The following is a 24,226-nucleotide window of genomic DNA, read 5'->3' on the forward strand; positions in this document are numbered from 1 at the left end:
ACTTGGAGCCTGCCATGGCGCTGTCCTCCCTCCTCCGCAAGAAGACCACCGTCCCCGCCCCCGCCGGGCTGCCGCGCGCCACCGACGGCGAGGTCCTGCTCGAGGCCACCGGTGTCACCAAGTCCTACGCCGGCGCCGACGGTGAACTGCCCGTCCTGGCAGGCATCGACCTTGAGGTCCGGGCCGGGGAGATCGTCGCCCTGCTGGGCAAGTCGGGCTCGGGCAAGTCCACGCTCCTGCGCTGCCTGGCCGGGCTCATCCCGGCCAGCTCCGGCACCATCGCCTACCGCGGCACCACGCTCAACGGCGCCAACCCCGGCACCGCAATGGTGTTCCAGACCTTCGCGCTGCTGCCCTGGCTGACCGTGCAGCAGAACGTCGAACTCGGCCTGGAGGCGCGCGGCGTGCCCGCCGACCAGCGCGCCGAGGCCGCCGTGCAGGCCATCGACCTGATCGGCCTGGACGGCTTCGAATCGGCGTACCCGAAGGAGCTGTCCGGCGGCATGCGCCAGCGCGTCGGCTTCGCGCGGGCGTTGGTGGTCGAGCCGGACGTGCTGATGATGGACGAGCCCTTTTCCGCCCTCGACGTCCTCACCGCCGAGAACCTGCGCGGCGAGCTGATGGAGCTGTGGGAGTCCGGCCAGTTCCCCACCCGCGCCGTCGTCCTGGTCACCCACAACATCGAAGAGGCCGTACTCATGGCCGACCGCATCGTCGTCCTCGGCTCCCGCCCCTACGGCACCATCCGCGAGACCATCGACGTCGGCCTGGACCGTCCGCGCGACCGCGATTCGGCCCCCTTCGCGGAGCTCATCGACCGCGTCTACGGCATCATGACCGGCCGCCCCAAGGACACCACCCGACTGCCCGGACGCGTGGAGGCGGTGCAGCTGGACAAGCGCACCGTGGCCAACACCCCGCTGCCCACCGCCAGCGTCGACAGCCTCTCCGGCCTGGCGGAGATGGTCGCCAACCGCGGTGGCCGCTGCAACCTGGTGGACCTCTCTGACGATCTCGGGCTGGACGTCGACGACGTACTGCCCCTGGTCGACGCCCTCGAACTCCTCGGCCTGGCCAAGGTCAGCGAGAACGACCTGCTGCTCACCGACACCGGCACCGCCTTCGCCGGGGCCGACGTGCAGGAGTCCAAGACCCTCTTCGCCACCGCGGCCCTGGACGTACCGCTGATCAAACTGATCACCAACAGCCTGCGCCAGCAGGCCGACCGCACCCAAGGGGCCGGTCTCTTCCGCGACCTGCTCGCCCACCACTACACCAGCGAACAGGTCGACCAGCAGTTGGAGACCGCCACCGACTGGGGCCGCTACGCCGAGCTGTTCTCCTACGACGCCGGCCCCCAGGAGTACCACCTCGACGAGGACAGCAGTCCCGCGTCCCGCTGAGGCCCCTTACTGCTCGGTCGCCAACCGCCGGGCGCGCGCCGGACCGACCGCCTGCTCCTGGGCGAGTTCCGCGGCTTCCTGCGGTGCGTCCCCCGACCTCGTCCCCGTCTCACCGATCCCACCCGCAACCAGCGAAGCCTCCTCCAGCAGCCCCCGCACGCGCCCGGCGGCCCGGTAATAGATGCGCGTCCCGTCACGCCGGGAGGTCACCAGCCCGGCCGCCCGCAGCTTCGCCAGATGCTGCGAGGTCGCCGCGACATGCGCGCCCAGCAACTCGGCGAGCCTGCTCACCGGCAGCTCCTCCCGGCTGAGCGCCCACAGCAGCCGGTATCGGGAGGGGTCAGCCACCGCCTTGAGCACCGCCACGGCCCGGTCAGCGGCGTCCGCATCCCACGACTGAGTTTGCACATCCACGCAAATATGGTAACCGGCAGTTCATCCGGCAACACGTGCCCGTCATGAAAGAGCCGACATGACGGATCGCACCACTCCGCCACACCCGTCCTCCGTCGTCGACTGCGCCCTGTACGAGTCGGACGCCGCCGACCGGGCCTCCTCCCGCTCGACCAGGCCATGGACGCCGCCCGCACCACCCCCGGCAGCTTCGTCTGGATCGGCCTGCACGAACCCACCGCAGACCAACTCCAGACCGTTGCCCGTGCCTTCGCCGCACCCTCCCCCATAGCCCTGAACGGGCATGGGAGGTGCCCCCAGCCGTCGAGGACGCCCTCCACGCCCACCAGCGCCCCAAGCTGGAGCGCCACGACAACACCTTCTTCGTCACCATGCGCACGCGAATCGGGTGAAGCTCAGCCCGCTGGCCGTAAAAGCCAGAAGGTTCGTCCCGGGCGCCGGGCCGGGCGGCAGTGACGAACACCACCGGAACGAGCAACACCACCGTGGCGTCCAGGCTCACCACCGCCGTGATCACCGAGGCGGCCACGAACACCTGCACCAGCAACCGGCGCGGCCGCCCCACCTCGCCCCGGGCCATCCAGGCCCCGCAGGCGTGGAACAGGCCCTCGTCGTGGCACAGTTGGGCCAGCACCAGCACCGCCGCCAAGAACCCGATCACCGGCCCCAGCCGCGCCGCCTCGGTCAGCGCACTCTTCAGCGGGACCGCCCCGGTGGCGATCACCAAGGCGGCGGCCGGGACCGCGACCGCCGCTTCCGGCCAGCCCCAAGGACGTATGACCGCGCAGGCCAGCACCAGCAGCGGCAGAGCGGCGGACACGACCTCCGGAGCTAGGTGTTCAGGGCCTGCTTCCTTCCCACGTACGGTTCGTCACCTGACAGGGCGCACGAACGGGCGGTGCCTCACCACGACTGTCGTCGCTGACGGTGAAACAGCTCCCGGTCAGCAGCTGCCGGACGACGTATCCGGCGGAGTCCCGCCGGAGCTGCCGCCCTCGCCCAGCGCTGCGACGGCGATGCGGGAGTTGTACGCGGTAAGCCAACCGTTGGTGTGGTCCCCTTCCTCCGCGGTGCCCGTCTTGGCGCTCACGCCCGTAAGACCGCCGAGGCGTGGCGCCGCGGTGCCGATGGTGGCCACGCTGCGCATCATCGACTGCAGGTAGCCGGCCGTACGACTGGAGATCTGGCGCGGGACGGTGTCCTGGTGCTGTCCCGGCAGGATGATCGGCTGCTTGAACCCGGCGTTTCGCACGGTCGCCGCCACGGACGCCATGAACATCGGCGTGGCTGCCGCCTTTCCCGGACCGGTGAACTGGGCCGCCTGGTCGCCGCCCTGGACGTCCGGTGGAATGCTCGGGTCTGTGGTGGAATCCGTCCTTGATGAAGGAGGTGTTGCACGACACGGTGAACGCCTGCGCGATCGTGGAGGTCGGGTTGGCCCTCACGCCCGGGTCGTTGTGGAAGGTCTGGCTGTTGGTCGTCACCGAGTCCGTGCGTAGGCCAGGACGGCGTTGTTGCACGCCGTGTTGGTGATGTCGTAGGGCTCCATGTCGAGGCAGATCGGGCTGCCGGCGCTCATGCCGAGTGCCGATGCCTTGGCCACCGCGTCGGTGGCGTCCTTCGCTCCGAGGGCGGCGGCGGTGGAGGCGGTGAGCTTCTCCGGGTTGGAGCTCTGCTGGCAGGGCGGCTGGGCGCCGACGTAGATCGGGATGCAGCCGACCGCGCTGACCGATCTCACCCAGGACGCGGTCAGGTTGGGCTGGGAGCAGCCGCGGTTCCTGCCGCCGACGTAGACCGCGGCGGCGCCGTAGAAGCCCGTGTGCCACGCCCTCATCGCGGCCAGGGAGGGGCACGGCGCAGGTGTCGAACGCGTGGCCCGTGTACGTGCTCTGGGCGGGCCAGGTCGTGGCCGCCATCGAGGTCTGCCGCGATACCGGCACCTGCGACGACGGCCGCTCCCGACACCGCCCACGTGATGTACCTGCGCTTCTTCGACTGCCGATGCCCGGCCATCCCCACCCCAGTTGATGTGTTCCTGCGTTCATGCGCGACGGCGTACGGCGCCGAGCGACGTACGTCCGCGGGATGAAACGCGTTGCGAGCCCCCTGAAACGGCGCACGGCGATACGCGCACGGCGCCGGGGGCGGATCGCACCATGACCGGCCGCTTTCCCGCGGTCGGGAATCCTCGCTTCTCGATCATCACAAGGCTCACCCAAGACACAGCAAATCTTCAGGAGGCGGCGGATCCTTTGACCGAGCCTTGAGCAACCGGACACCGGTCCGTGGCCAGCGGTTCTCTAAACTGCGCCCGGGCCCGCTGATCACCAGGCCCGCCTGCACGGCTCCCGGACGTACCCGGCCTTCCCACACATGCGAAGCCCCGGATCCCGTGCGGCGCACTGTGCGACTTCTCTCTTCTCTCAAGGACTCCGATGCGTCTGCCGTCCCGCGCCCTCAAGGTGCTTGCCGCCGCGGCACTCCCGCTGGCTCTGGCCGCATGCTCCTCCGGCTCTTCCCACTCCGCCGACGGCCCGACCGCAGCGGCCGAGCCCGCCAAGGTCAAGGACCCCAACACCGGACTGCTGACGGGTACGCAGCTGAAGAAGGCCCTGGCGCCCGCGTCGTACTTCGCGTCCGGGTTCGCCGCCGACCCCAGCCTCACCCGGGACACCGGGGGCACCTACCAAAAGCCGTCCACCAAGAGCGCCGCCAAGCCGAACTGCGCCGCCCTCGGTGCCACGGCCTGGATCGACCTCACCGGTATTGAGGGGGTGTCGTTCGCGCAGAGCTCCTACATCGACAAGAACACGTCCGCCGAACTCGACCAGGAGATCGACGTCTACCGCGGTACGACCTCGGCAGACGTGATGAAGGCCCTGGCGAAGGTCGTGGCCGCGTGCCCGAGCTACACCGACTCCGACACCCACACCAAGGTGACGGTAACCGGCACGTCCACGGCCGGGCTCGGGGACGACGCCTACACCATCACGCTCACCGACAGCGCCTGGGAGAGCGGCACCACGCTGATCGCCACGCACGTGGGCACGGCCGTCGTCAGCGTGCTGTCCACGGACGGCGGCGACAACGGCGCCGCGAGCGCGAAGAAACTGACGGAACAGATCGTGGCGAACCTGAAGGGGAAGACCGATACGGCGAACCCTGCCTGATCACCCGACACCGGCGAGTGAGCGCCGCCGACGGACAACGCCGCCGGGCCGCCGCGGCACGCCCCGAGCGCGGTCGCGCCTCACTGGGGTGCTCCATGGCGCGCAACGCCGGCCGCACGCACCCGGCAACTGGCGGAAACCGCCGCCTCCTCCCCTGCTCCCGGGCGAGCAAGGAAGTTCACCACCCTGGCTGCCGTCGATTCGGTCTCCGGCCGGTGATGCTGGTGCGGCGGCCCGCGTCGTCGTATCGGTAGGTCACATCCGGCGTGCTGTCGCTGTAACTGAAGCCGGTCGTAGCCCCCGGACACCGACAGTGGCAGTGGCTGTGGTGCCCTCACGCTGGGGCGGCTGCGGCCAGGTGAGCCCGTGACGCTGTGCGGGCTGGAGCCGGTCGCGCTCCGGCTGCTGCCCGGACGGCTGCGAAGCGGCCGCCCGGTTGAGTCCGATGAGGCTGCGCCCCAGCACAGGGCTCTCCGGACTCAGTTCCTCCGGCTCTGGGCATCCGGAGCGCCGGTCCGGCCATGATCGTCCTGGTGCGGTGACGGCCCTGCCGCCACGCGTTGCCGGGATGCGGAAGTCCTCAGCCTTCGTTCATCGCCCGGGGCGGGCCTGTTGGCCGGGAAATGTGCGGTGAGAATATGCACGGGTAGGTCGCCGCACGACACGCCGGCCATCCGCGAGGGCATCACGTCGGGAGGAGGAAGGCGGTCATGACAGGTCGGCGACGACGCGCCAGACGCCGCCGTTCCTTCCTGCGGGGCCCGGGAAGATCGCCAGGGTACTCCAGCAGCCCATCCACTTGGTCCGTAGCCGAGGGCCTGTTCGTAGCGTTCGTCGGCACGGTGCTCGTCGTCGGCTCCAGCGTGTACTGCGTACTGGCTGGGCCGGCCGCGCTGAGCGCGGGTGAGGCCGGAGCCATCTGCACCCTGGCGCTCGCGTTGTATCTGCTCATCGTGCGGGCGGGTCGTGTGCTGGTGGGCGCCATCGTCCTGACGGGTCTGGCGCTGTCCGTGCTCCTGCCCCGGGTGACGGCGGAGATCGCGCTGACCGAGCGCGGCCACCGACAGGACGTGATCGTCACCGCGGTCCAGACCGAGCAGACTGCGTCCGGCCGCGGTTCCGGTGTCCGCTGCACCTACGCCTGGGAGGACGGGGCTCCCGTCTCCGTCCGGATACGCCGGGGCTGTGGCACGACGACCTCGGCGGGCGAGCACCTCACCGTGCTGTTCGACCCCAAGGGCGTGATCACACCACGTGCCGTCGGCCCCTTCCGGCTCGGCCGATTCGTCGGCACAGCGGCACTCACGCTGGCGCTGCCCCTGCTGTGTGTCGTCGCCGTGGCGCGCTCCTACCGTCTGCCCGCGGCCCACGCGCCACGGCGACGAGCGGCCGCCGGTAGGTGAGCGTAGGTGAGCGACGGCGCTGGAGCCGCTCTCGGACTCGGCGTCGTCGTCCGGTTCGGGCGGGGGCGTCCGCCTGCTGGGCAGGGCGCGGAGTTGTCCCTGGGGCCACCAGCAGCAGGCCCCAGCGGAAGGCGGGACGGACGATCAGATCTGAATCACGGTGTTCGGTGGGTGACTTCTCACCGCCTCCTGCATCGCCGCGCGTTCCACTCCGGATGGCTCCAGTGGGTGATCGGCAGGACGTTCAGCAGAACTGCGGGTGCCCCCGCCGCCACCCGGTAGGTGGCCATGAGCCAGGCGACGGCCGCCCACGCCACGAGTGCGTCGAGGACGACCAGTGTGAGGAGCAGGCCCCGGCCGCTCTGCAACAGGCGTTTGAGAATCTGCCAGGCAGTCACGAGCACACCCCCCCCCAAGCGGCGGCGTCACTCGCTCCCGCTGTTGCGGACGAGACCGCCGGGCAGCGGCCCGGAACGGCGGCGTGAGATTCCGTGGGTCAGCCCGCCGCCGAGTCGTCGCCCGGCTCGCCCAGTTCCTCGGCGAGCTGGAAGAGGGCGGGCAGTGCGCCCGCGATGGCCACGCGTGCCCCCTCGTCGAGGGCGCCGAGTGCGGCATCCATACGGCGTTCATGGGCCGCGGTCCAGGCGGCGAGCTGTTCGCGTCCGGCCTCGGCGAGGGTGACGACGGAGGCGCGGCGGTCGGCGGGGTCGACCTCGCGGACGACCAGTCCCGCGGTGATCATCTGGCCGATCAAGCCGCTGACGGTGCTGGGGGCCAGGCGCTGACGGGCGGCGAGGTCACTGATCCGGGCCGGTGAGTGCTCGCCGAGCGCCTGCAGCAGCTCGACCTGCGCCATGGGGAGGGTCTCCCAGGGGTAGTCGGTGCGGATCGAGGCGCGCAGCGCGCGGCGCAGCCGGGTGACGGCCTCGGTGAGCTGCCGGGCGCCCGACGCCTCAGCAGCGGGCCGGGACGCGGGAACTTCGGAGCGAGGCTGCGCGGACACGCGGCAAGACTAACCGGACTGCCCGAGTGCGCCTGCCCGCTGAAGACAAGCTCCCGACGACCGAATACTTCGGTGTCCGATGTACTGTCGGGCGAGTCTTCCCCGGCCCGCGGGCCGGGCCTCGCGCATGCAGAACGGTCGAGCTCATGAACCTGGCGTACCTGCCCAGCCCCTCCCAGGGTGTGTGGCATCTCGGGCCGGTGCCCATCCGCGCGTACGCGCTGTGCATCCTGGCCGGCATCTTCACCGCCGTGTGGCTGACCGGCCGCCGCTGGGAGGCACGAGGCGGTCGGCGCGAGGACATCGCCGACATCGCGATCTGGGCGGTGCCCTTCGGCATCCTGGGCGGCCGTCTCTACCACGTGATCACCGACCCGGAGCTGTACTTCACCGCCGGCAAGCAGCCCATCCGCGCCCTGTACATCTGGGACGGCGGCCTCGGCATCCCCGGAGCCGTGGCGCTCGGCGCGGTGGGTGCCTGGCTGGGCTGCCGCCGCCGCGGCATCAAGCTCGCCGACTTCGCCGACGCCGTCGCGCCCGGCCTGGTGCTGGCACAGGCGATCGGCCGCTGGGGCAACTACTTCAACCAGGAGTTGTACGGCCGCCCCACCGACCTGCCGTGGGCGCTGTACATCGACCCGGCCCACCGCCCCGCCGACAGCCCGGACATTGCCCTGTACCACCCCACCTTCCTGTACGAGTCGCTGTGGAACCTCGGCGTGATGGCGCTCCTGCTCTGCCTCGACCGCCGCTGGCATACGCGGCTTCGACGCGGGCGCCTGTTCGCCTGCTACGTGCTCGCCTACACCGCCGGGCGGGCCTGGATCGAGGCGCTGCGCATCGACCACGCCAACCACTTCCTGGGCCTGCGGCTGAACGACTACGTCAGCCTGGTCCTGTTCACCGGCGCGCTGGTGTACCTGATCGCCACCCGCCGTCCGCGCCCGGACGACGACGCGCCCTACCCGGGTACCGACGGCGAGGAAACAGTGCCGGAGCCGGCCCAGGCGTCCGGCGGGAAGCGGTAGTGACGGCCCTCCCGGACGGCGGAGACGTCGCGGGTCACGGCCGGGCGGCCGTACACAGGATGGCGCATCGGCCCGCTGCTGCCCTCCCGTCTGCGTCCGCTCACGCGGCCCCGGCCATGGGTGGAGCTGGCCTTCACCGCGCTGCTCCACTGGGCCGACACCCTCACCCGCAACGCCGTGTCCGCCCACCGCACCGCCGCCCTCACCGCGCCCACCTGATCCTGGACACCGAACCCGATCTGCACCTGAACGTCGAGCTCACGGTCAACCACGCGGCCGACAAGGTGAGCTGGCTGATCGTGGGGATGAACTACTACTAGGCCACCCTGCACTTCATCGTCACCGCAGCCGTGCTGGTCTGGCTGTACGTCCGCCACCCCGACCGCTACCGCACCGTGCGCACCGCCCCGTACACGACCACCCTGCTGGCCCTGGCCGGCTTCGCGTTCTGCGCCACCGCCCCGCCCCGCTTTCTGAGCGGGCAGGGCTTCATCGACACCGTGGTCACCCACCACACCTGGGGCTCCTGGGCGTCCGGGGACGTTGCGTCACTGTCCAACCAGTACGCCGCAATGCCGTCCGTGCACATCATCTGGTCCGGAGGTGCCCCGGATGGGTCACCACCTCCAGCCATGGCCTCCGCCGAAATGGGCCATGGCCAGCGCGGTCGTGGTCAGCACCAGCCAGCGCAGCAGCGGGCCGCGCAGGAACTGGGCCGCCATCGCCCAGGCGATGGCGGCGTACCAGGGCATGGACCAGGGTGCCACGAGGACCCAGGCGAAGGTGAGCGCGAACGGCATCGTGTAGCTGGGGGATACGTCTGCCGGGACGCGGCGATGCAGCCACCAGGCGAGCCCGAGCATCATGGCCGGCCACATGACCGCCGTGACGGCAGCCGCCGGCCGATGGCCGAGCGCAGCCGCCTCAAAGGGCTGGAGTACCTCCCACAGTGAGGGCGTAGAGACCATGTGGGAGGCCGCCGACAGGGGCGATATCGCATGCGGCCCGTACGGGCTGTACAGCACCAGCAGCGTCAGCACGCCGGACGCAGCAAGCCGCGCAGCCGCCCACCAGCGGCCCCGCCGTATCAGAACCCACACGAGGGCCGCACCGACCAGGACTGCACTGATCTTCACGCCACAGGCAAGAGCGGCGAGGACACCGACAAGGACATCGTGATGCGGCCGTCCGGACCGAAGGGTCGCGCACTGGACGGCGGCGGCGCAGACGGCCAAGGCGGCGACAAAGGTGTCCAGATGGCCGCCCGTGACGAGCAGCGCGATGAGCAGGGGATTGGCCACCCACATCAGGCCCGCCCGGACGGGGTCGTCGGCGATGCGCATCAGCAGGTACCCGGTGGCCAGGAACATCGCTCCGTTGGCCATCATCAGGAGCCATATCGTCGTTCCGGCCCTTGCGCCGCCCACGAGCGCCGCGGCTTCTTGCAGCCAGGTGGCGACGGGACCGTAGACGGAGGGCGTGTGTTTCCACGCGGAACCGACCAAGTGGGCGTAGAGGCCGCCGAGTTGGGCGGGCGACATCACATACGGATCGCCCCCGAGGGCGGCGATCCGGCCGTAGGCGGCATAGCTGGCCGCATCGGAGGATCCGACGGGAGTGAGGTTGGTGACGACCATGACCGCGGCGGCGCCGACGGCGAGCAGGCGGCGAGGGCTGGGGCGCCAGCCACGGCTGCGGGCCGCGAGCATGCCTGCCAGCCCGAGAGACGACAGCGCAAGGGCCGCGTAGGTGAGCACGGTGGAGTCGATGCCGGGCATGGTGCCCAGCCAGGCCGGTCCGAGCCGTGCGTCGAGCGTGTGGTTGTTCGGGGCGCCGGCGCCCACCAGCGCGAGAAGCACGACACCCGTCACTGACAGGCTGACGGCCACCGCGGGCCGGGCGATCACGTTCGGCAACCGTGGGGACGACGGATCGACGGGCGAGTCGGCCGCCTCTTGTGGCGCACGTGCTCGTCCGGCCGAGGCAGGCGCGAGCCGAGCTGCCAGTCCCTCCGCGGGGCCTTGCGAGCCCGTCTCCGTCGCCCGGCTCAACGCGGACATGCCGGACGCACACGCAGGGCGCCGGCAGCCGGCGGCCGGGGGTCGGTCGTCACTGTGGCTCCATGTATCGCATTCGGGGTGTTGTGCAGTGCGGCATTCGGCACGAAGACGAAACTCCTGCTTGATGGCGGTACGACGGATGGCATGCGGTCTCCGCGGTGGCTGTGCGCTCGACGTGGGCGACTGTTGTGTGGCAGTGCATGACGCTATCTGGGGCGGACGTTGGCGTAGCCGCCGCGTCCTCCCCGCTCGCCTCACACCGAGCAGCGCACATCGCGGGCTCGCACGACGAGCAGGCCCTGACGCAGGGTGAGGACCAGCCAGACCCCTGCCAGCGCGCCCAGCCAGTGGTGATGGGTGACCAAGTCCGCCGGCCAGTACCCCCAGAGTGACCACCAGATCGACGGCAGTCAGCCACACGTCGGCAGTCAGCCACACGTCGCGCCTCCAGCGGGGCACGACGGCCAGGGCGGGGTCACGCCTCATCACGGCCCTCATCCGGCCCAGGTCCCGATCGGGTCCCGGCGGGACCGGCACAGGCCGCGCCGAGGGCCGGCAGCGCGACGGCCAGCAAGGTGAGCGCGGCCTCTCGCCCTCCGCTCGCCCGGCCTCCGACGTGCAGGGCGAAGGTCACCAGCGCCACGCCCAGCCCGGTGCCCAGCCCGCGGGCCATGTTGACCAGGCCGCCGCCGGTTCCGGACGAGCTTGCGGGGATCGCCCCCATGACCATGGCGTTGTTGGCCGGGGTGAAGCTGCCCAGCCCCAGTCCGGTCACCGTCCCATCACGGCGGCCCGACGCCAGCACCGCCAACGCCGCCAACGCCGCCAACGCCGCCAACGGGCACCGGATTCGCCTGGAGGGCGGCAGCGGAACAACAGGACGGACCCAGCCGGAATGCAGGAGCCCTCGGAAGAGCCGAATCTCCACTTCCCACTTCGGTTCCCACCTGATCCTTACTGCTTTCACGTCAAGGAAGTGAAGAAGTGATGACCATTCCGCAATAACCTGCGTGCGTTCAGCGACCGTTGTCGGCTTTTTGCAGGTGCTTGTCGACGCTGTGAGAGGATCCGCCCTGCCCAACTACGCCCGGGCGCCGCGACGACACCGCACTCGCCGCCGCGCCGACATGCCGCTCGTAGGTGGCGTCCGCCCGCCGGTCGCCATCCTGATGGTGCTTCTGCTCTCGGTCGCCGGACTCACCGTCTACGCCCTCGGCTCCATCCCCAGCGAGCAGGTGCCGCTTGCGGTGCGGGACGCCGAGCAGCAGATCGCCGCGGATGCTGCCGTGTCCGTCCGGGGCTCCATCAGCGCGGAGGCGAGCACGCTGCGCCGTGCTGCCCAGGCATACACCCCGCCCCGTACGACCGCGCCCGCGACGGCCCTCAAGGCGGTCGTCGCCGGGCGTCGACTGGTGCGCGGCGCCGCCCTGGTCGATCCGGCCACCGGCCAACTGCTGGCCGCGAGCGGCGGGACCGTGCCGCTCGCCGGGATCGGCGTGGATGACCTGGCCGCAGACACGGAGAGCACCACCGTCCCGCCGCGGCTCGTGACCGCCGTCTCCGGCGCCCGCATCCTCTACTTCGCCCGGCTCACGGTGCCCGAGCGCAGCCAGGACGCCAACGCCGACCAGAGCCAGGACCAAACACACCAGCAGACCAGGCACTGGCTGGTGGTGGTCCTCGAACCACTGCCGGCGCCCGCGGTACACGGAGGCGGCCGCGTCGCTTGGTTGGCGGGGGGCGACGGCACCGTCCTGGCGACCGCTACCGGCGGGCAGGCTCCCTCCGGCACCGACCGGACCCTGCCCCGAACCGCAGCCCGGGCCGCCGGAGCCTCCGGATGGCGGAGCGACGCCTCCGGCAGCCTGCTCGGCGCCACCGCCACCGGCACGCGCACCGTGGCTGGTTGGGCGGCGGTCGACACCAGCGGGCTCCACCTGACGGTCGTGACCGCGCAGTCCGTCCCGCTCACCGCCCAGTCCACCGACTATCTGCGGATCGCCCTGCTGACGGGCGGCGCGCTCGCCGCCATCGCCGTGGTGACCTGGCTGTTGCTCGTCTTCGCCGTGCAGCGCCCGCTGCTGCGGCTGCACCTGTCCGCCGCCCGCCTCGCCCGGGGCGCCGTCGGTCGGCACCCGCTCGCCTCCGAGGACCTGTCGCGGCCCGTACCGGTGCCCGCATACGGGGAACCGCGCCGCACAGGCAGAGCGTTGGAGGCCCTGCGGCGACAACTGCTCGGTACGGACACGCCGGAGGAGATCCTTGCCCCGAGGGGGCCAGGGACCCGGGCGCTGGTGGCCTGCTGCGCTCTGCTGGTCACCGCCTGGGCCGCCCCGATGCTCTTCGTCGTCAACCAGGTGGACACGCCCGCCTCCGTGCCCGCGAGCGTGGTCGCCGGCCAGCAGACGCGCACCCAGTACGCGGCCTACCGGGTGCGGCAGTCGCTCGACCAGTCGTACACCGACCTGGTCGACGTCTCCGTGTCGCTGAAAGGCAAGAGCACGGCCCAGCAGCGCCAGGTGCTGCGGAAGACGCTGGCCGACCACGGCCAGTACCGCTCGCTCTACCTGCTCGACCGTGCCGGCGCCATCGTGCTGCGGGTCGGCCAGACGCCGCTGCGCACCATCGTCCATGTCCCGGACGGCAGCGGCATCACCAGCGTCAACACGTACGGAAAGATCCCGGCCATCGCCGCGTACGCGCACATCCCGGCGGCGACGGCGAAGGCTCCCGGTGTGGCGATCTTCGGCGAGATCGACGTGAAGGTGCTCGACGGTCGGCTCCCCGAGCCCGGCCTGGGCAGTGTGTGGCTGACGGACAGCCACGACAAGGTACTGGCCGCCGGCGTGGGCTTCCGGGCGTTCCAGCCGCTGTCCGGCCCAGGGCTGAGGCGGCTCGCCGACCGCACCCGGGCGCCCGGCTCCGCCGGCACCGCAACCGGCGCGGTGCTGACCTCCTCGGGCGTCTCGCGGGCGATGTCCGTGGCCGCCGCCGCGCCACTGGCTCAGGCCGGTCCGGCCGCGGGCCTGGGCTGGCGGGTCGTCACCTCCAAGCCGGCCGCCTCGCTGCGCCTGCCGGTCTTCCGGGCCGAACGGATGACCATGCTGGCCGGGCTGCTGGGGCTGGCAGTGGGGGTGGCCTGCCTGAGCTGGGTGCACATCGTGGTGGTGCGACCCCTGCGAGCCCTGGCGCGACTCGCCGAGCGGTTGGCGGGCGGCGACCGCCGCACCGTGCTGTACCCGGTGAACCACGACGAGACCGGTTCCGTCACTCGCAGTCTGGAGCAGATCCGGCAGGCGCTTGCCGACCAGGCCCGGTCGGGGACGACATTGCCTGCCGTAACCCGCACGGAAGCCTCGTCGCCGGTCACGGCCGAGTACACACCAGCGCAGTGAACACTAAGGCGGGCTGAAGTGCTCTTCCTCTACATCATGGTGCTGCTGAGCAGCGCCGTGCTGCTGACAGCCGGTGTCATCGAGCAGCGGCGGCACTACGCGGCGCTGGATCAGATCCCGGTGCGGGTCCTGGTGAACGGCATCCGCGGCAAGTCCTCCATCACCCGGCTGTGCGCAGGGGCGTTGCGCGGAGGCGAGCTGGTGACGGTGGCCAAGACCACCGGCACGGCCGCCCGCTTCATCCACCCGGACGCCACCGAGGAGCCGGTCTACCGCAAGTTCGGTCTGGCCAACATCGTGGAGCAGATCGGCATCGTGCGACGGGCGGCGGCGTACACGCCGGACGCACTGGTGATCGAGTGCATGGCCGTGATGCCCGCGCTGCAGGAGGTCAATCAGGAGAAGCTGATCCGCTCCACCATCGGCGTGCTGTGCAACGTCCGCGAGGACCACCTGGCCGAGATGGGCCCCACGCTGGACGACGTCGCCCGTTCGCTGTCCCGCTCGATGCCGGTCGGCGGGGTGTGCGTCACCGCGGAGAAGGAGCGGCTGCACATCCTGCGGGAAGAGGCCCAGAAGCGGAACTGCCGCCTCATCGCGGTGGATCCGGAGACGGTCAGCGACGCGGAACTGCGGGGCTTCAGCTGGTTCACGTTCAAGGAGAACGTGGCCATCGCGCTGGCCGTCGCCGAACTGCTGGGTGTCGAACGGAAGACGGCGCTCAAGGGCATGTGGGACGCGCCGCCGGACCCGGGCGTGCTCTCCGTCGAGCGCTACCGCACGCACGACGGCAAACGACTGCGGTTCGCCAACGTCTTCGCCGCCAACGATCCGGAGTCGACGCTGATGAACGTCCGTCAGCTGTTGGATCTCGGTGCGATCCGCCGCCCGCTCAACGTGGTCGTCAACTGCCGCCCGGATCGGGTGGAACGCAACGGTCAGATGGGCGCGATCATCCCCGACCTCGGCCCCGAACGCGGTCTTCCTCATCGGCCATCCGACCAAGAGCGCCAAGGACGCCATCCCGTCCTCGTTCGCCGGCCGGGTGATCGACCTGGGCGGCGACCGCCGTGACCCGCGGGAGCTGACCGAGGCCGTCCTGGCCGAGCTCGGCCCGGCCTCGTCGCTTGTGGCGGTGGGCAACATCCACGGCCAGGGCGAGCTGTTGCTGGAAATTCTCGCCGAGCTGCCGCTGGACGACTCGGAGGAGCCGCTCACCCCGGCGCCGAACCCCGGGCGTCTGGGCGAGGACACCCTGCAGATCGCGGTGGCCAGCCCGCCCGAGCCCGAGCCCTTCAGCTGGGTGGCGCCGCTGGAGACCCCGGCGCACGGCATCCACATCCCCGGCCACCGTGGACTGAACCGCCCGTACGCGCACCCGGACACCGACCGGTCCGAACCAGAGCCGGACGGCTCGCGGACCCGTACCAGCCGATGAGGAACCAGCAGTGATATCCGCCAACCTCACACCGCAGGTCGCCGCGCTGGGAATCGCGCTGGGCCTGGTCTTCTCTCTCGTGTGCTACCTGACCACCAACCTCTCACCCGGCGGGATGATCACCCCCGGCTGGGTGGCGCTGACACTAGTCACCCATGTGCAGCTGGCGGCGATGATGGTCGGCGTGGCCGCGCTCACCTACGGCGCGACCCGGCTGCTGCAGCGCAACGTGATCCTCTACGGCAAGCGGCTTTTCGCCGCGGTGGTCGTGTGCGCAGTGGTCATGCAGACCGCCGTGATGCTTGCGCTCAACCATCAGTTCCCGCTGCTGTACACCTCGCAGACGTTGGGCTTCATCGTGCCCGGCCTGATCTCGTACCAGCTCGTCCGCCAGCCCTTCGGGGCGACCGTGCTCTCCACCACCGCCGTGACCCTGGCCACCTACGTGATCATCGTCGCGGGGCTGCTGCTCGGCGCCGTGCCCACCACCTGACCCGCCGCCTCGCACGCTCCAGGAGGACGAGATGAATCCCGACTCCGGGTCCAGTCACCGCAAGGACGGCGGCCTGACCCGCCGCCAGGTCCTCGGCTCCCTCGCCGGCCTCGCTGTGGCAGGCGCGGGCGGCGCATACGCCTGGCAGCACCGCACCGGCGCGAACATCCCCGAAGTGGACGGCTCCGTGCCCGAGGGACGGCGCACCGGCGACCACCGGTTCGAGCGGCTCGGCAACCCGGACCGCACCGTCGTACGCGACGCCGACGGCAGCATCGTGGCCACCTTCACCGACGGGGCGCGCACGGCCGTGCTCACCGGCCCCTCCCGCACCTTCAGCGAACCCCGCACGACCACAGCCACCGTCACCACGGACGCCTGGGTGCGCGTCCTGCCCAGCGAGTGGCGGCAGGGCGGGGAGAAGAGCCCCTGGTTCAAAGGGTGGTTCCTCAAGGCGCTCGGCAACACCAGCCCGGACGTCTTCGCGGTCGCGTTCCAGTACAGCAGCGCCGGGGCGCCGGACAAGCACGACTCCGCCGGGCTGCGCTACGCCGGCACGGCCCACTTCGGGCCCCGCAATCCAGGTGTCGGATCCTCGCTGGACTTCGGCTACCACGACGAGCAGTCCGACTTCTACGACTACCTCGGTATTCCGTGGACCTTCCCGGACGGCAGCCGCGTCGAGCCGGAGAAAGCCCGCTACGGCGACGTGGACTGCTCCGGCTTCCAGCGTCTGGTGTGGGGCTACCGGATGGGCATACCCATGCACAACACCAATACCGCGGGCGTCGGCCTGCCCCGCCGCGCCTACGCCATCGCTGCCTACGGCCCCGGGAAACTGCTCATTCCCAACAAGGGTCAGCAGCCCACCGACCTCGGCGTGCTGCAACCCGGCGATCTGGTCTTCTTCGCCATCATCAAGAACGAGCCGAACGTCATCGACCACTGCGGGACGTACCTGGGCCTCGACAACGGGGGCCGCCCCCGCTTCTACTCGAGCCGCTCCGCCGCCAACGGCCCCACCATGGGTGACCTCGCCGGCCACGCCCTGCTCGACGGCACCGACTTCTACGCCCACGGCTTCCGCGCCGCCCGCCGCCTGTAGCGGTACCTACCGCCCCGAGCCGACCAGCACCGCACGAAGGACGACCCCATCATGGCCACCGCTCCCCGTGCCCGGGAAACCGGCGCGCACCGCCGCAGGGCCGACCGCTCCCGCCGCAGCGACGCCCTCGACGCGGGGTGGGACGCCCCCGCGCGCTGGGAGCGCGCGAGCCTGTTCGGCGTGCTCGCCGCCGCCGCGCTGCTCTACGGCTGGGGCCTGAACCGCGCCGCCGTGCACCCCTACTACGGCGCGGCCATCCGCTCCATGGCCACCAGCCGGCGGGCGTTCCTCTTCGGCGGCCTCGACCCCAGCGGCACGATCAGCATCGACAAGACACCCGGCGGCTTGTGGCCCGACGCGGTCTCGGTGTGGCTCTTCGGCCCGCACACCTGGGCGGTGGCGCTGCCGCACGTCATGGAGGGCGTGCTCAGCATCTACGTGCTGCACCGGACGGTGCGCGCCTGGGCCGGGCCGCTGGCCGCCCTGATCGCGGCGCTGGCACTCATCGCCACTCCCGCGACGGCTGTGCTCAACCGGGCCACCATCCCGGACGAGTTGCTCACCCTGCTGCTGGTGCTGGCCGCCGGGTCGCTCCTGACGGCGGCGCGCAGCGGACGGTTGGTGCCGCTGCTGGCCTGCGGCATGTGGGTCGGCCTGGCCTTCCAGGCGAAGATGCTGCAAGCGTGGCTTGTGCTGCCGGTCTTCGTGGCGGTCTACCTGCTGGCGGCCCCGGGCGGGGCGTTGCGTCGCGTCGGGCGGGCGGCCCTGCTGGGCGCCACCGCGCTGGCGGTCTCCTCTTCGTGGCTGTTGCTGGTGCTGGCGACGCGCCCGGCCGACCGCCCCTACCTGGACGGCACCACCAACAACAACCCCTTCACTCTGGTCTTCGGCTACAACGGCATCAGCCGCTTCGGCGGTGACCCCGGCGCGCTGGGAGCCGTACCGGGCACGTCCGCCAGCCGCACCACCGGCAACACCGGGTGGGGGATGCTGGTCAACCACACCGTCGGCCCTCAGATCGCCTGGCTCCTGCCGCTGGCCGTGCTGGCGGCGCTGCTGGGCGTGCTGTGGCGGGCCGGGCAGCCGCGCGGCGACCTGGCGCGGGCCGGCTTCCTTCTGTGGGGCGGCTGGCTGGCCCTGCACGTCGCCGTCTTCAGTACCTCCAACGGCAACCACGCCTACTACACCGCCGTCATCGCCCCCGCGCTCGCCGCGCTGAGCGGCGGCGGCCTGGCCGTCTTCTGGCAGGAGTACCGGGAACCGCGGGCCGCCTGGCATCGCGCGGTACTGCCCGCGGCAATCGCGCTGACCTCGGGCTGGGCCCTGCTGCTGGACGCGCACACCCTCTTCACCACCTGGCTGCTGCCCGTGGTCGTGATGCTCGCCCTGTGCAGCGTCGCCGCGCTGTCACAGCGCGGGCCGCGCACGGGGCCCCGGCAGCGGGCCTGGGGCCTGGCCGCCGGCGTCGCCGCCGTGCTCGTCCTCCCCACGGCCTGGGCGGTGTCCAGCATCGACCCGCTCTACGCCGGGGCCGCCACCTCCCCACTGGCCGGCCCGGTCGGCGGCCACTACGCCGACCTGCACGGCCACGAACCCGTGATCACCACCGGGCTTTCCACGCCGAGCGCCCGCGACAAGGCCCTGCTCGCCTATCTGACGGCCCATCGGAGCGGCGAGAAGTACCTGCTGGCCGCCCAAGCCGCGTACACCGCCGAGCCCCTGCTGCGGGCCGCCTCCGATCCGCTGCTGGTCATGGGCGGTTTCACCGGGCTGACGCCCTTCCCGACCGCGGCGCAGCTGAGCACGCTCGTGGGCGAGCACCAGGTCCGCTACGCAATGCTGACGACCCAGCGACCGAGCACCCAGACGACCACCTGGGTCAAGGGCCACTGCTCACGCTTGTCTTCACGCGCATACGAAAAGCGTCGGACGGATGGGAGGTTCACCCTCTATGACTGCCGTCCGAAGGCTGGCTGACCGGCGCAGTGTTCACGCTTGATCTGGCCAAGCCTCCGACACTGGTTTGCAGGCCCCGCCACCATGCCCGCTGCGTCACCGAGGGCCCCGCCTCCGGGTGACTGGCCAGGGCGGCGTGCTGTGGATGTCCTTGTCCAAGCAGGAGTTGTTTGACCGGATCCGCCGCGACAGCCGGCAGCTGGGGCTGTCGATCCGGGCGTTGTCGCGGAAGTACGGGGTGCACCGGGGTCTGGTGCGGGAGGCGCCGCACCTGCTGCCGCTGCCGCCGGAACCGTTCGAGACGGCGATGGCTTTCCAGCCGCGGGTCACCGTCCACCTGAGCGGCGACATGCTGGTCGTCTTCGACAACCGCCGCGAAATCGCTCGCCACGTCCGGCTCGCCGGCCGGGGGCTGGAGCACTTGGTTCTGGACCATTATCTGGAGGTGCTGCTGCGCAAGTCCGGCGCCCTGGACCGCTCCGAGGCGCTGCACCAGGCCCGCGCCGAGGGCACCTTCACCGCCGAGCACGAGGCGTTCTGGGCTCTGGCCAAGCAGCAGCTCGGCGCGAGCGATGAGACGAAAGCCCTGGTCAGGATCCTGCTGCTGCACCGCCATCAGCAGCACGCCGACGTGATCGCCGGCCTTCGCGCCGCGGTGGCGCTGGGCACCCGCAGCGAGGACGCGGTCGCGCTGGAGGCCCGCAAGGCCGCGCAGGCCGGCGGCCGGGCCCCCACCGTCAGCGCCGCCCCGGCACCGTCCGACCCATTCGAGCCGTCCGGTCCCCAGGTCAGCCACCTCACCGCGCGCCGCCTGGCCAGCTCCCTGCCCGAAGACGCCCGCCCGCTGCCCCGCCTGGAGGAATGGGACGAACTGCTCCACCTGCGCCGGATGGACTCGTCATGACCAGCACGCATCACGCCCTGACCGCCCGAGCGTCCGACGCCGCGATCGACACCGCCTGCCGTATGGTCCGGCTGCCCACCATGCGGACCCAGGCGGCAGACACCATCGCCCGCGCCGAACGCGAAGGGCTCTCCTACGCGGGTTTCCTCGCCGAGCTGCTGATGGCCGAGTGCGAATCTCGCCACCTGCGACTGGATCACCAAGAGCTACCCGCTGTGTCTGACCGGGGACTCCGGCACGGGCAAGTCCCACCTGTTGATCGGCTTGGGCACCGCTGCCGCTACGGCCGGCTACCGCGTCCGTTACACGACCGCCGCCGCCCTGGTGAACGAGCTGGTGGAGGCGGCCGACGACAAGCAGCTGGGCAAGACCATCGCCTCCAACGAGGCGTTCACCGGCTGGTCCAAGACCTTTACCGATCCACGGCTCTGTGCGGCGATCGTGGACCGGCTCACCTTCAACGCCACCCTGATCGAGACCGGCACCGATTCTTACCGCCTGGCCCGCACAACGGGACGAAGCAAGAAACGGCCGCTCAACATCAGACGCGATCAACACGAGAGAGTCAGCCATCACTACGGAGCATGCTGAGGATGTGGGGCCAGGCAGCCGCCCCCAAAAGTGCGTCAGCTTCGGGCGTGCCTCCGTACAGGAATCGCGCGGATGCCGACGCGGGGCTCTCGCCTGGAAGCCGCAGGCGGTGGCCGGCATCGTGGCGGGCGACCAGACGCACGGTGGTCCCGGCTGAGCGCCGGCGCCTGGCCAGTTGTTCGGCGAAGGGAAGCGACGGCCACATCGCGTCGTCGCCGCCCGCGACCAGCAGGAGATCAGCCCGAGCCTTGTCCACGGGGATCTCAGCTGGAGGGAGCAGGTGCGCGAAGGTCAGCTCACTGCGTTCGTACCATCCGCGGATGGCGACCGGCCCGCTGCCCGGCTCTGCGGGAGTCCACGAATCATCCATCGGAATGAAAGGCAGCGCCTGCTCTCGCCAGGTCCAGGACGATCGATAGGGGTGCTGCGCTCCGTCACAGCCTGGTCCGATGTTGCACCAGACGCGAGACGTGGGCGACAGCGCGATGACCACGTCCACGCGCGGATCGTGCACCGCCGTAAGCAGAGCTGCCTCAGCCCCCTTTGAGTAACCCAGGATGCCGATGCGTTCCGCCCCATTCGCTTGGAGCAAGTCGACGGCGGTGGTGAAGATCTCCAGGGGGATCTCGCAGATTCCCGGGGACTGCCCCGGCCCGCCGAACCAGCGGATCGACAAGGCAGTCATGCCCTGCTCTGCGAGGATGTGTGTTCTCTCCCGTTCGACGCGCCCGCTGGAACCCGCCAGAACCAGAACGCCGATGTCGCTGCCGCGGGCAGGAGCGACCAAAACGCCTTCCCAAGGATCGGTCAGCTCGCGCTCAGTGACATCCACATGGCCCCTGTCGGTCCGCCTCAGCCGCTCAGCACAGCCTAATCGGCCTCGTCGCCCGTCCCAGACCGACCGCACCCCGGCCCCGCACAGCCGCCAGCAGAGGCAATCCTGCGGTCCCACATGACGCCGCTCTCCGGGGCCACCTCAAGTCGCCGGATCTTCACCGACCACCTGCAGAATGGAGCCGATTGGAGTCGCCTGGGTGGGGCCGCTGAATGCCGCCCCACCCAGGTGACCGGGTAGCCCATGGCACTATCGGGCAACGGGTGAACTGCGGACGAATTCTGGCTTTTCCTCTGGTCAGGACCTGGTCAGGAACGAGGTTGCGGCTCTGCGGCCTGCTTAGGCTCGTCAGCGCCGCCTCGTTCGTACGACTCCCAGGAGGCCCGGCGTGCCCGAAACCGCCCTTGACGCCGACGTCGTGTCCGGCCCCATGCCGCCCCCGCCCGGCCCCGCCACCCGGCGGCGCATGGTGCTGCTCGCGGGCGGCGCCCTGGTGGCCGCGGCGGCGATTACTGCGGGCGTGCTGACGGCCGGAGGCTCCGGTGCCGGCACGCCCGCACCGACCGCGCCCGACGGCCTGCGGCACACCACCGTCGAGGTCGCCCCCTCCGGCTGCGGACGCGGCTGGACGCACCCCGCTGCGGGCCGCCAAGTGTTCGACCTGCGCAACACCTCCAGTACGGCGGCCGAGGTGTATCTGACCGACCCGAAGACGGGCGCGGTGTACGGGGAGGTCGAGGGGCTCGCCCCGGGCACCGTCCGCCCGATGCCGGTGGTCCTCGGCGACGGCTCGTTCGCCTTCAAGTGCCTGCCCGACGACGCGGATGCCGTCACCGGCCCCACCGTGCACATCACCGGCGCCGACGTGAAGAGCGGCCCGGCGGCCGTTCCCGTCTCCCAGCAGGACCTCATCCCGCCCACGCTCGCATACCAGACATGGATCCAAGCCCGCACCGTCGAGCTGGCGCAGAAGACCGACGTACTGCGCGACGCCGTCGTCCGCGGCGACCTCTCCGCCGCCCGTGCCGCCTGGCTGCCCGCACACCTGGTGTACGAGCGGATGGGCGCCGCGTACGGCACCTTCGGCGACGCCGACTCGTCGATCAACGGGACCACGGCCGGGCTGTCCGGCGGCGTCCACGACCCGGACTTCGCCGGGTTCCACCGGCTCGAGTACGGCCTCTGGCACGGCGAGTCGGCCGGCAGCCTGCGCGGCCCGGCCGACCGGCTCGCCAAGGCCGTACGCGCGCTGCGCGACAGTTGGCCCACCCAGCGGATGGACCCGGCCGACGTCGGCCTGCGCGCGCACGAAATCCTGGAGAACACCGTGCAGTTCGAGCTGACCGGCCGCACCGACTACGGCAGCGGCACCAACCTGGCCACCGCCCGCGCCAACCTCGACGGCACCCGGGTGCTGCTCGGGTACCTGCGCCCGCTGCTCAAGACCCGCGACACCGGCCTGCCCGGCCTCGACACCTGGGTGGACCGCACCCAGCACACGCTCGACGGCTTCGACCACAACGGCCGCTGGACCCCGCTGGCCGAACTCACCCGCACGCAGCGGGAGAAGGTCGACGCGGACCTGAGCGAACTGGTCGAGCGGCTCGCTGATGTGGCCGCCCTCACCGACGTACGGAGGACCGCGTGAACCCGGTGTACAAGGTCGGCCGCCGGGGCTTCCTGGCGAGCGCGGCAGCCGTGGCCGGCACCGGACTCGTGGCCGCCGACCACGGCGCCGCCTCCGCCGCCGCACCGGACCAGGCGAGCAGACGTGTGCCCTTCCACGGCATGCACCAGGCCGGGATCACCACCCCGGCCCAACGCGCCACCGCCTTCCTGTCCTTCGACGCCACCGCCGAAAGCCGCGACGAACTGACCGACCTGCTGTGTACCCTCACCGACCGGGCCCGCTTCCTCACCACCGGCGGCAGCCCGGACTCGCTCGGCATCACTGCTCCCCCGACCGACTCCGGCACCCTCGGCACGACCATCCCGGCCGACCATCTGACCGTCACTGTCGGCGTCGGCGCCTCCCTCTTCGACGACCGCTACGGCCTCGCGAACCGAAGGCCGCACCGGCTCACCGCCATGCCCTCATTCCCCGACGACGACCTCAACGCCGCCTGGTGCCACGGCGATCTGAGCGTGCAGTTCTGCGCCGCCAACCCGGACACGGTGCTGCACGCCCTGCGCGACGTCACCCGGCACACCCGCGGCGGCATGCAGGTGCGCTGGCGCATGGACGGCTTCATCAGCCCGCCCCGCCCCTCCGGCACCCCGCGCAACCACATGGGCTTCAAGGACGGCACCGCCAACCCCGACGTGCGCGACGCCCGCGAGATGAACCGCCTCGTGTGGGTGGGCAGGGACAGCGGCGAGCCGGACTGGGCGACCGGCGGCAGCTACCAGGTCGTACGTCTCATCCGCATGCTGGTGGAGTTCTGGGACCGGGTCTCAATCACCGAGCAGGAGCGGATGTTCGGCCGCGCCCGCGACACCGGCGCGCCCCTGGACGGCCGCCACGAGGCCGACACCCCCAACTACCCCCAGGACCCCAAGGGCGACGTGATCCCACTGGACAGCCACATCCGGCTGGCCAACCCGCGCACCCCCGCCACCGACGACCAGCGCATCCTGCGCCGCGCCTACAACTACGACCTCGGCATGGACAGCAACGGCAACCTCGACATGGGCCTGCTGTTCTGCTGCTACCAGCAGGACCTGGCCCGGCAGTTCGAGACCTTGCAGAAACGGCTGGCCGGCGAACCGCTGGTCGACTACATCACCCCGTTCGGCGGCGGCTACTTCTTCGCCCTGCCCGGTGTCAGGGACACATCCGACTGGCTGGGACGCGGCATGATGGCCTGATCTCGCCGACCCATACCGGTCAAGAACAGCCAAAAAGACCATGAGGATTTCCTGACCGAACGTTCTCTCGCCCGTCGTTGCCGCTCCCCCGCCCCGCCGCCACGATTGCCCAAGATCCCGTGGTAGACGCCATGGCCACCTACGTCGTGGCAGCGGAACT

18 protein-coding genes and 5 pseudogenes are annotated in these 24,226 nt (G+C 71.0%); 14 read left to right on the forward strand and 9 right to left on the reverse strand.

Going from position 1 to position 24,226, the window contains the following annotated elements:
• The first annotated feature begins 14 nt into the window (after positions 1–14).
• Positions 15–1,403 (forward strand): nitrate/sulfonate/bicarbonate ABC transporter ATP-binding protein, encoded by a 1,389-nt coding sequence (locus QQY66_RS00970; protein WP_301977103.1) that lies wholly within the window; start codon positions 15–17, stop codon positions 1,401–1,403.
• Between the two features lie 6 nt (positions 1,404–1,409).
• On the opposite strand, the gene QQY66_RS00975 is transcribed toward QQY66_RS00970, so the two are convergent.
• From QQY66_RS00975 to QQY66_RS00990, 4 genes and pseudogenes are all read right to left on the reverse strand, one after another.
• A complete protein-coding gene (locus QQY66_RS00975; RefSeq protein WP_301977104.1) occupies positions 1,410–1,817 on the reverse strand; it encodes a metalloregulator ArsR/SmtB family transcription factor in 408 nt (135 codons plus the stop codon).
• 378 nt (positions 1,818–2,195) lie between these two features.
• Positions 2,196–2,637, reverse strand: a pseudogene (locus QQY66_RS00980) (SLC13 family permease); the annotation flags it as partial.
• A 123-nt stretch (positions 2,638–2,760) separates the two neighbouring features.
• A complete protein-coding gene (locus tag QQY66_RS00985; protein ID WP_301977105.1) occupies positions 2,761–3,090 on the reverse strand; it encodes a penicillin-binding transpeptidase domain-containing protein in 330 nt (109 codons plus the stop codon).
• Positions 3,091–3,306: 216 nt separating this feature from the next.
• Positions 3,307–3,830: pseudogene (locus QQY66_RS00990) on the reverse strand (glycoside hydrolase domain-containing protein); the annotation flags it as partial.
• Positions 3,831–4,252: 422 nt separating this feature from the next.
• Here QQY66_RS00990 and QQY66_RS00995 point away from each other — a divergent pair.
• Both QQY66_RS00995 and QQY66_RS01000 read left to right on the forward strand, forming a co-directional pair.
• Positions 4,253–4,987, forward strand: a complete 735-nt coding sequence (locus tag QQY66_RS00995; protein ID WP_301977106.1) for a hypothetical protein — start codon at positions 4,253–4,255, stop codon at positions 4,985–4,987.
• A 710-nt stretch (positions 4,988–5,697) separates the two neighbouring features.
• On the forward strand, positions 5,698–6,390 hold the full coding sequence (locus tag QQY66_RS01000; RefSeq protein ID WP_301977107.1) for a hypothetical protein: 693 nt from the start codon (positions 5,698–5,700) through the stop codon (positions 6,388–6,390).
• 179 nt (positions 6,391–6,569) lie between these two features.
• On the opposite strand, the gene QQY66_RS01005 is transcribed toward QQY66_RS01000, so the two are convergent.
• On the reverse strand, positions 6,570–6,788 hold the full coding sequence (locus QQY66_RS01005; RefSeq protein WP_301977108.1) for a hypothetical protein: 219 nt from the start codon (positions 6,786–6,788) through the stop codon (positions 6,570–6,572).
• A gap of 98 nt (positions 6,789–6,886) precedes the next feature.
• Positions 6,887–7,393 (reverse strand): MarR family winged helix-turn-helix transcriptional regulator, encoded by a 507-nt coding sequence (locus QQY66_RS01010; RefSeq protein ID WP_301977109.1) that lies wholly within the window; start codon positions 7,391–7,393, stop codon positions 6,887–6,889.
• Between the two features lie 146 nt (positions 7,394–7,539).
• On the opposite strand from QQY66_RS01010, the gene lgt reads away from it, so the two are divergent.
• On the forward strand, positions 7,540–8,421 hold the full coding sequence (gene lgt / locus QQY66_RS01015; RefSeq protein WP_301977110.1) for a prolipoprotein diacylglyceryl transferase: 882 nt from the start codon (positions 7,540–7,542) through the stop codon (positions 8,419–8,421).
• 350 nt (positions 8,422–8,771) lie between these two features.
• A pseudogene (locus QQY66_RS01020) lies at positions 8,772–8,960 on the forward strand (phosphatase PAP2 family protein); the annotation flags it as partial.
• A 78-nt stretch (positions 8,961–9,038) separates the two neighbouring features.
• Here the strand turns inward: QQY66_RS01020 and QQY66_RS01025 are convergent.
• Both QQY66_RS01025 and QQY66_RS01030 read right to left on the reverse strand, forming a co-directional pair.
• Entirely contained in the window at positions 9,039–10,328 is a 1,290-nt protein-coding gene (locus tag QQY66_RS01025) for a hypothetical protein (RefSeq protein WP_301987754.1), read from the reverse strand.
• Positions 10,329–10,956: 628 nt separating this feature from the next.
• Positions 10,957–11,256, reverse strand: coding sequence for a hypothetical protein (locus QQY66_RS01030; RefSeq protein WP_301977111.1), 300 nt, complete (start codon positions 11,254–11,256; stop codon positions 10,957–10,959).
• A 283-nt stretch (positions 11,257–11,539) separates the two neighbouring features.
• On the opposite strand from QQY66_RS01030, the gene QQY66_RS01035 reads away from it, so the two are divergent.
• The 7 genes and pseudogenes from QQY66_RS01035 (at position 11,540) to QQY66_RS01065 (ending at position 20,363) form a co-directional block, all read left to right on the forward strand.
• Complete coding sequence (locus tag QQY66_RS01035; protein ID WP_301977112.1) at positions 11,540–13,876, forward strand: HAMP domain-containing protein; 2,337 nt, start codon at positions 11,540–11,542, stop codon at positions 13,874–13,876.
• 18 nt (positions 13,877–13,894) lie between these two features.
• Positions 13,895–15,083: pseudogene (gene pgsB / locus QQY66_RS01040) on the forward strand (poly-gamma-glutamate synthase PgsB); the annotation flags it as partial.
• Between the two features lie 241 nt (positions 15,084–15,324).
• Positions 15,325–15,807 carry a poly-gamma-glutamate biosynthesis protein PgsC/CapC gene (locus QQY66_RS01045; protein WP_301977113.1) on the forward strand — a complete coding sequence of 161 codons (483 nt, stop codon included), beginning with the start codon at positions 15,325–15,327 and terminating at the stop codon, positions 15,805–15,807.
• Positions 15,808–15,838: 31 nt separating this feature from the next.
• Complete coding sequence (locus QQY66_RS01050; protein WP_301977114.1) at positions 15,839–16,912, forward strand: hypothetical protein; 1,074 nt, start codon at positions 15,839–15,841, stop codon at positions 16,910–16,912.
• A 51-nt stretch (positions 16,913–16,963) separates the two neighbouring features.
• Entirely contained in the window at positions 16,964–18,889 is a 1,926-nt protein-coding gene (locus QQY66_RS01055; protein WP_301977115.1) for a glycosyltransferase family 39 protein, read from the forward strand.
• Positions 18,890–19,013: 124 nt separating this feature from the next.
• Positions 19,014–19,772 (forward strand): hypothetical protein, encoded by a 759-nt coding sequence (locus tag QQY66_RS01060; protein ID WP_301977116.1) that lies wholly within the window; start codon positions 19,014–19,016, stop codon positions 19,770–19,772.
• Positions 19,769–20,363 (forward strand): annotated as a pseudogene (locus QQY66_RS01065) (ATP-binding protein). The gene QQY66_RS01060 and the pseudogene QQY66_RS01065 overlap by 4 nt, the downstream one beginning before the upstream one ends.
• Here the strand turns inward: QQY66_RS01065 and QQY66_RS01070 are convergent.
• Complete coding sequence (locus QQY66_RS01070) at positions 20,338–21,195, reverse strand: acyl-CoA thioester hydrolase/BAAT C-terminal domain-containing protein (protein WP_301977117.1); 858 nt, start codon at positions 21,193–21,195, stop codon at positions 20,338–20,340. The pseudogene QQY66_RS01065 and the gene QQY66_RS01070 overlap by 26 nt on opposite strands.
• Before the next feature lie 433 nt (positions 21,196–21,628).
• Here QQY66_RS01070 and QQY66_RS01075 point away from each other — a divergent pair, with 433 nt between their 5' ends.
• A complete protein-coding gene (locus QQY66_RS01075) occupies positions 21,629–22,846 on the forward strand; it encodes an EfeM/EfeO family lipoprotein (protein ID WP_301987095.1) in 1,218 nt (405 codons plus the stop codon).
• Positions 22,843–24,066 carry an iron uptake transporter deferrochelatase/peroxidase subunit gene (efeB, locus tag QQY66_RS01080; protein ID WP_301977118.1) on the forward strand — a complete coding sequence of 408 codons (1,224 nt, stop codon included), beginning with the start codon at positions 22,843–22,845 and terminating at the stop codon, positions 24,064–24,066. The genes QQY66_RS01075 and efeB overlap by 4 nt, the downstream gene beginning before the upstream one ends.
• Positions 24,067–24,226 lie beyond the last annotated feature (160 nt).

The organism is Streptomyces sp. DG2A-72 (assembly GCF_030499575.1).
Classification (GTDB): domain Bacteria; phylum Actinomycetota; class Actinomycetes; order Streptomycetales; family Streptomycetaceae; genus Streptomyces.

Excerpts from the sequence above, each read along its gene's own strand:
- QQY66_RS00970 (WP_301977103.1), top strand. The coding sequence starts at position 15 with ATGGCGCTGTCCTCCCTCCTCCGCAAGAAGACCACCGTCCCCGCCCCC.
- QQY66_RS00985 (WP_301977105.1), bottom strand. The coding sequence starts at position 3,090 with ATGGCGTCCGTGGCGGCGACCGTGCGAAACGCCGGGTTCAAGCAGCCG.
- QQY66_RS00995 (WP_301977106.1), top strand. The coding sequence starts at position 4,253 with ATGCGTCTGCCGTCCCGCGCCCTCAAGGTGCTTGCCGCCGCGGCACTC.
- QQY66_RS01000 (WP_301977107.1), top strand. The coding sequence starts at position 5,698 with ATGACAGGTCGGCGACGACGCGCCAGACGCCGCCGTTCCTTCCTGCGG.
- lgt (WP_301977110.1), top strand. The coding sequence starts at position 7,540 with ATGAACCTGGCGTACCTGCCCAGCCCCTCCCAGGGTGTGTGGCATCTC.
- QQY66_RS01050 (WP_301977114.1), top strand. The coding sequence starts at position 15,839 with ATGAATCCCGACTCCGGGTCCAGTCACCGCAAGGACGGCGGCCTGACC.
- QQY66_RS01055 (WP_301977115.1), top strand. The coding sequence starts at position 16,964 with ATGGCCACCGCTCCCCGTGCCCGGGAAACCGGCGCGCACCGCCGCAGG.
- QQY66_RS01060 (WP_301977116.1), top strand. The coding sequence starts at position 19,014 with ATGTCCTTGTCCAAGCAGGAGTTGTTTGACCGGATCCGCCGCGACAGC.
- QQY66_RS01075 (WP_301987095.1), top strand. The coding sequence starts at position 21,629 with ATGCCGCCCCCGCCCGGCCCCGCCACCCGGCGGCGCATGGTGCTGCTC.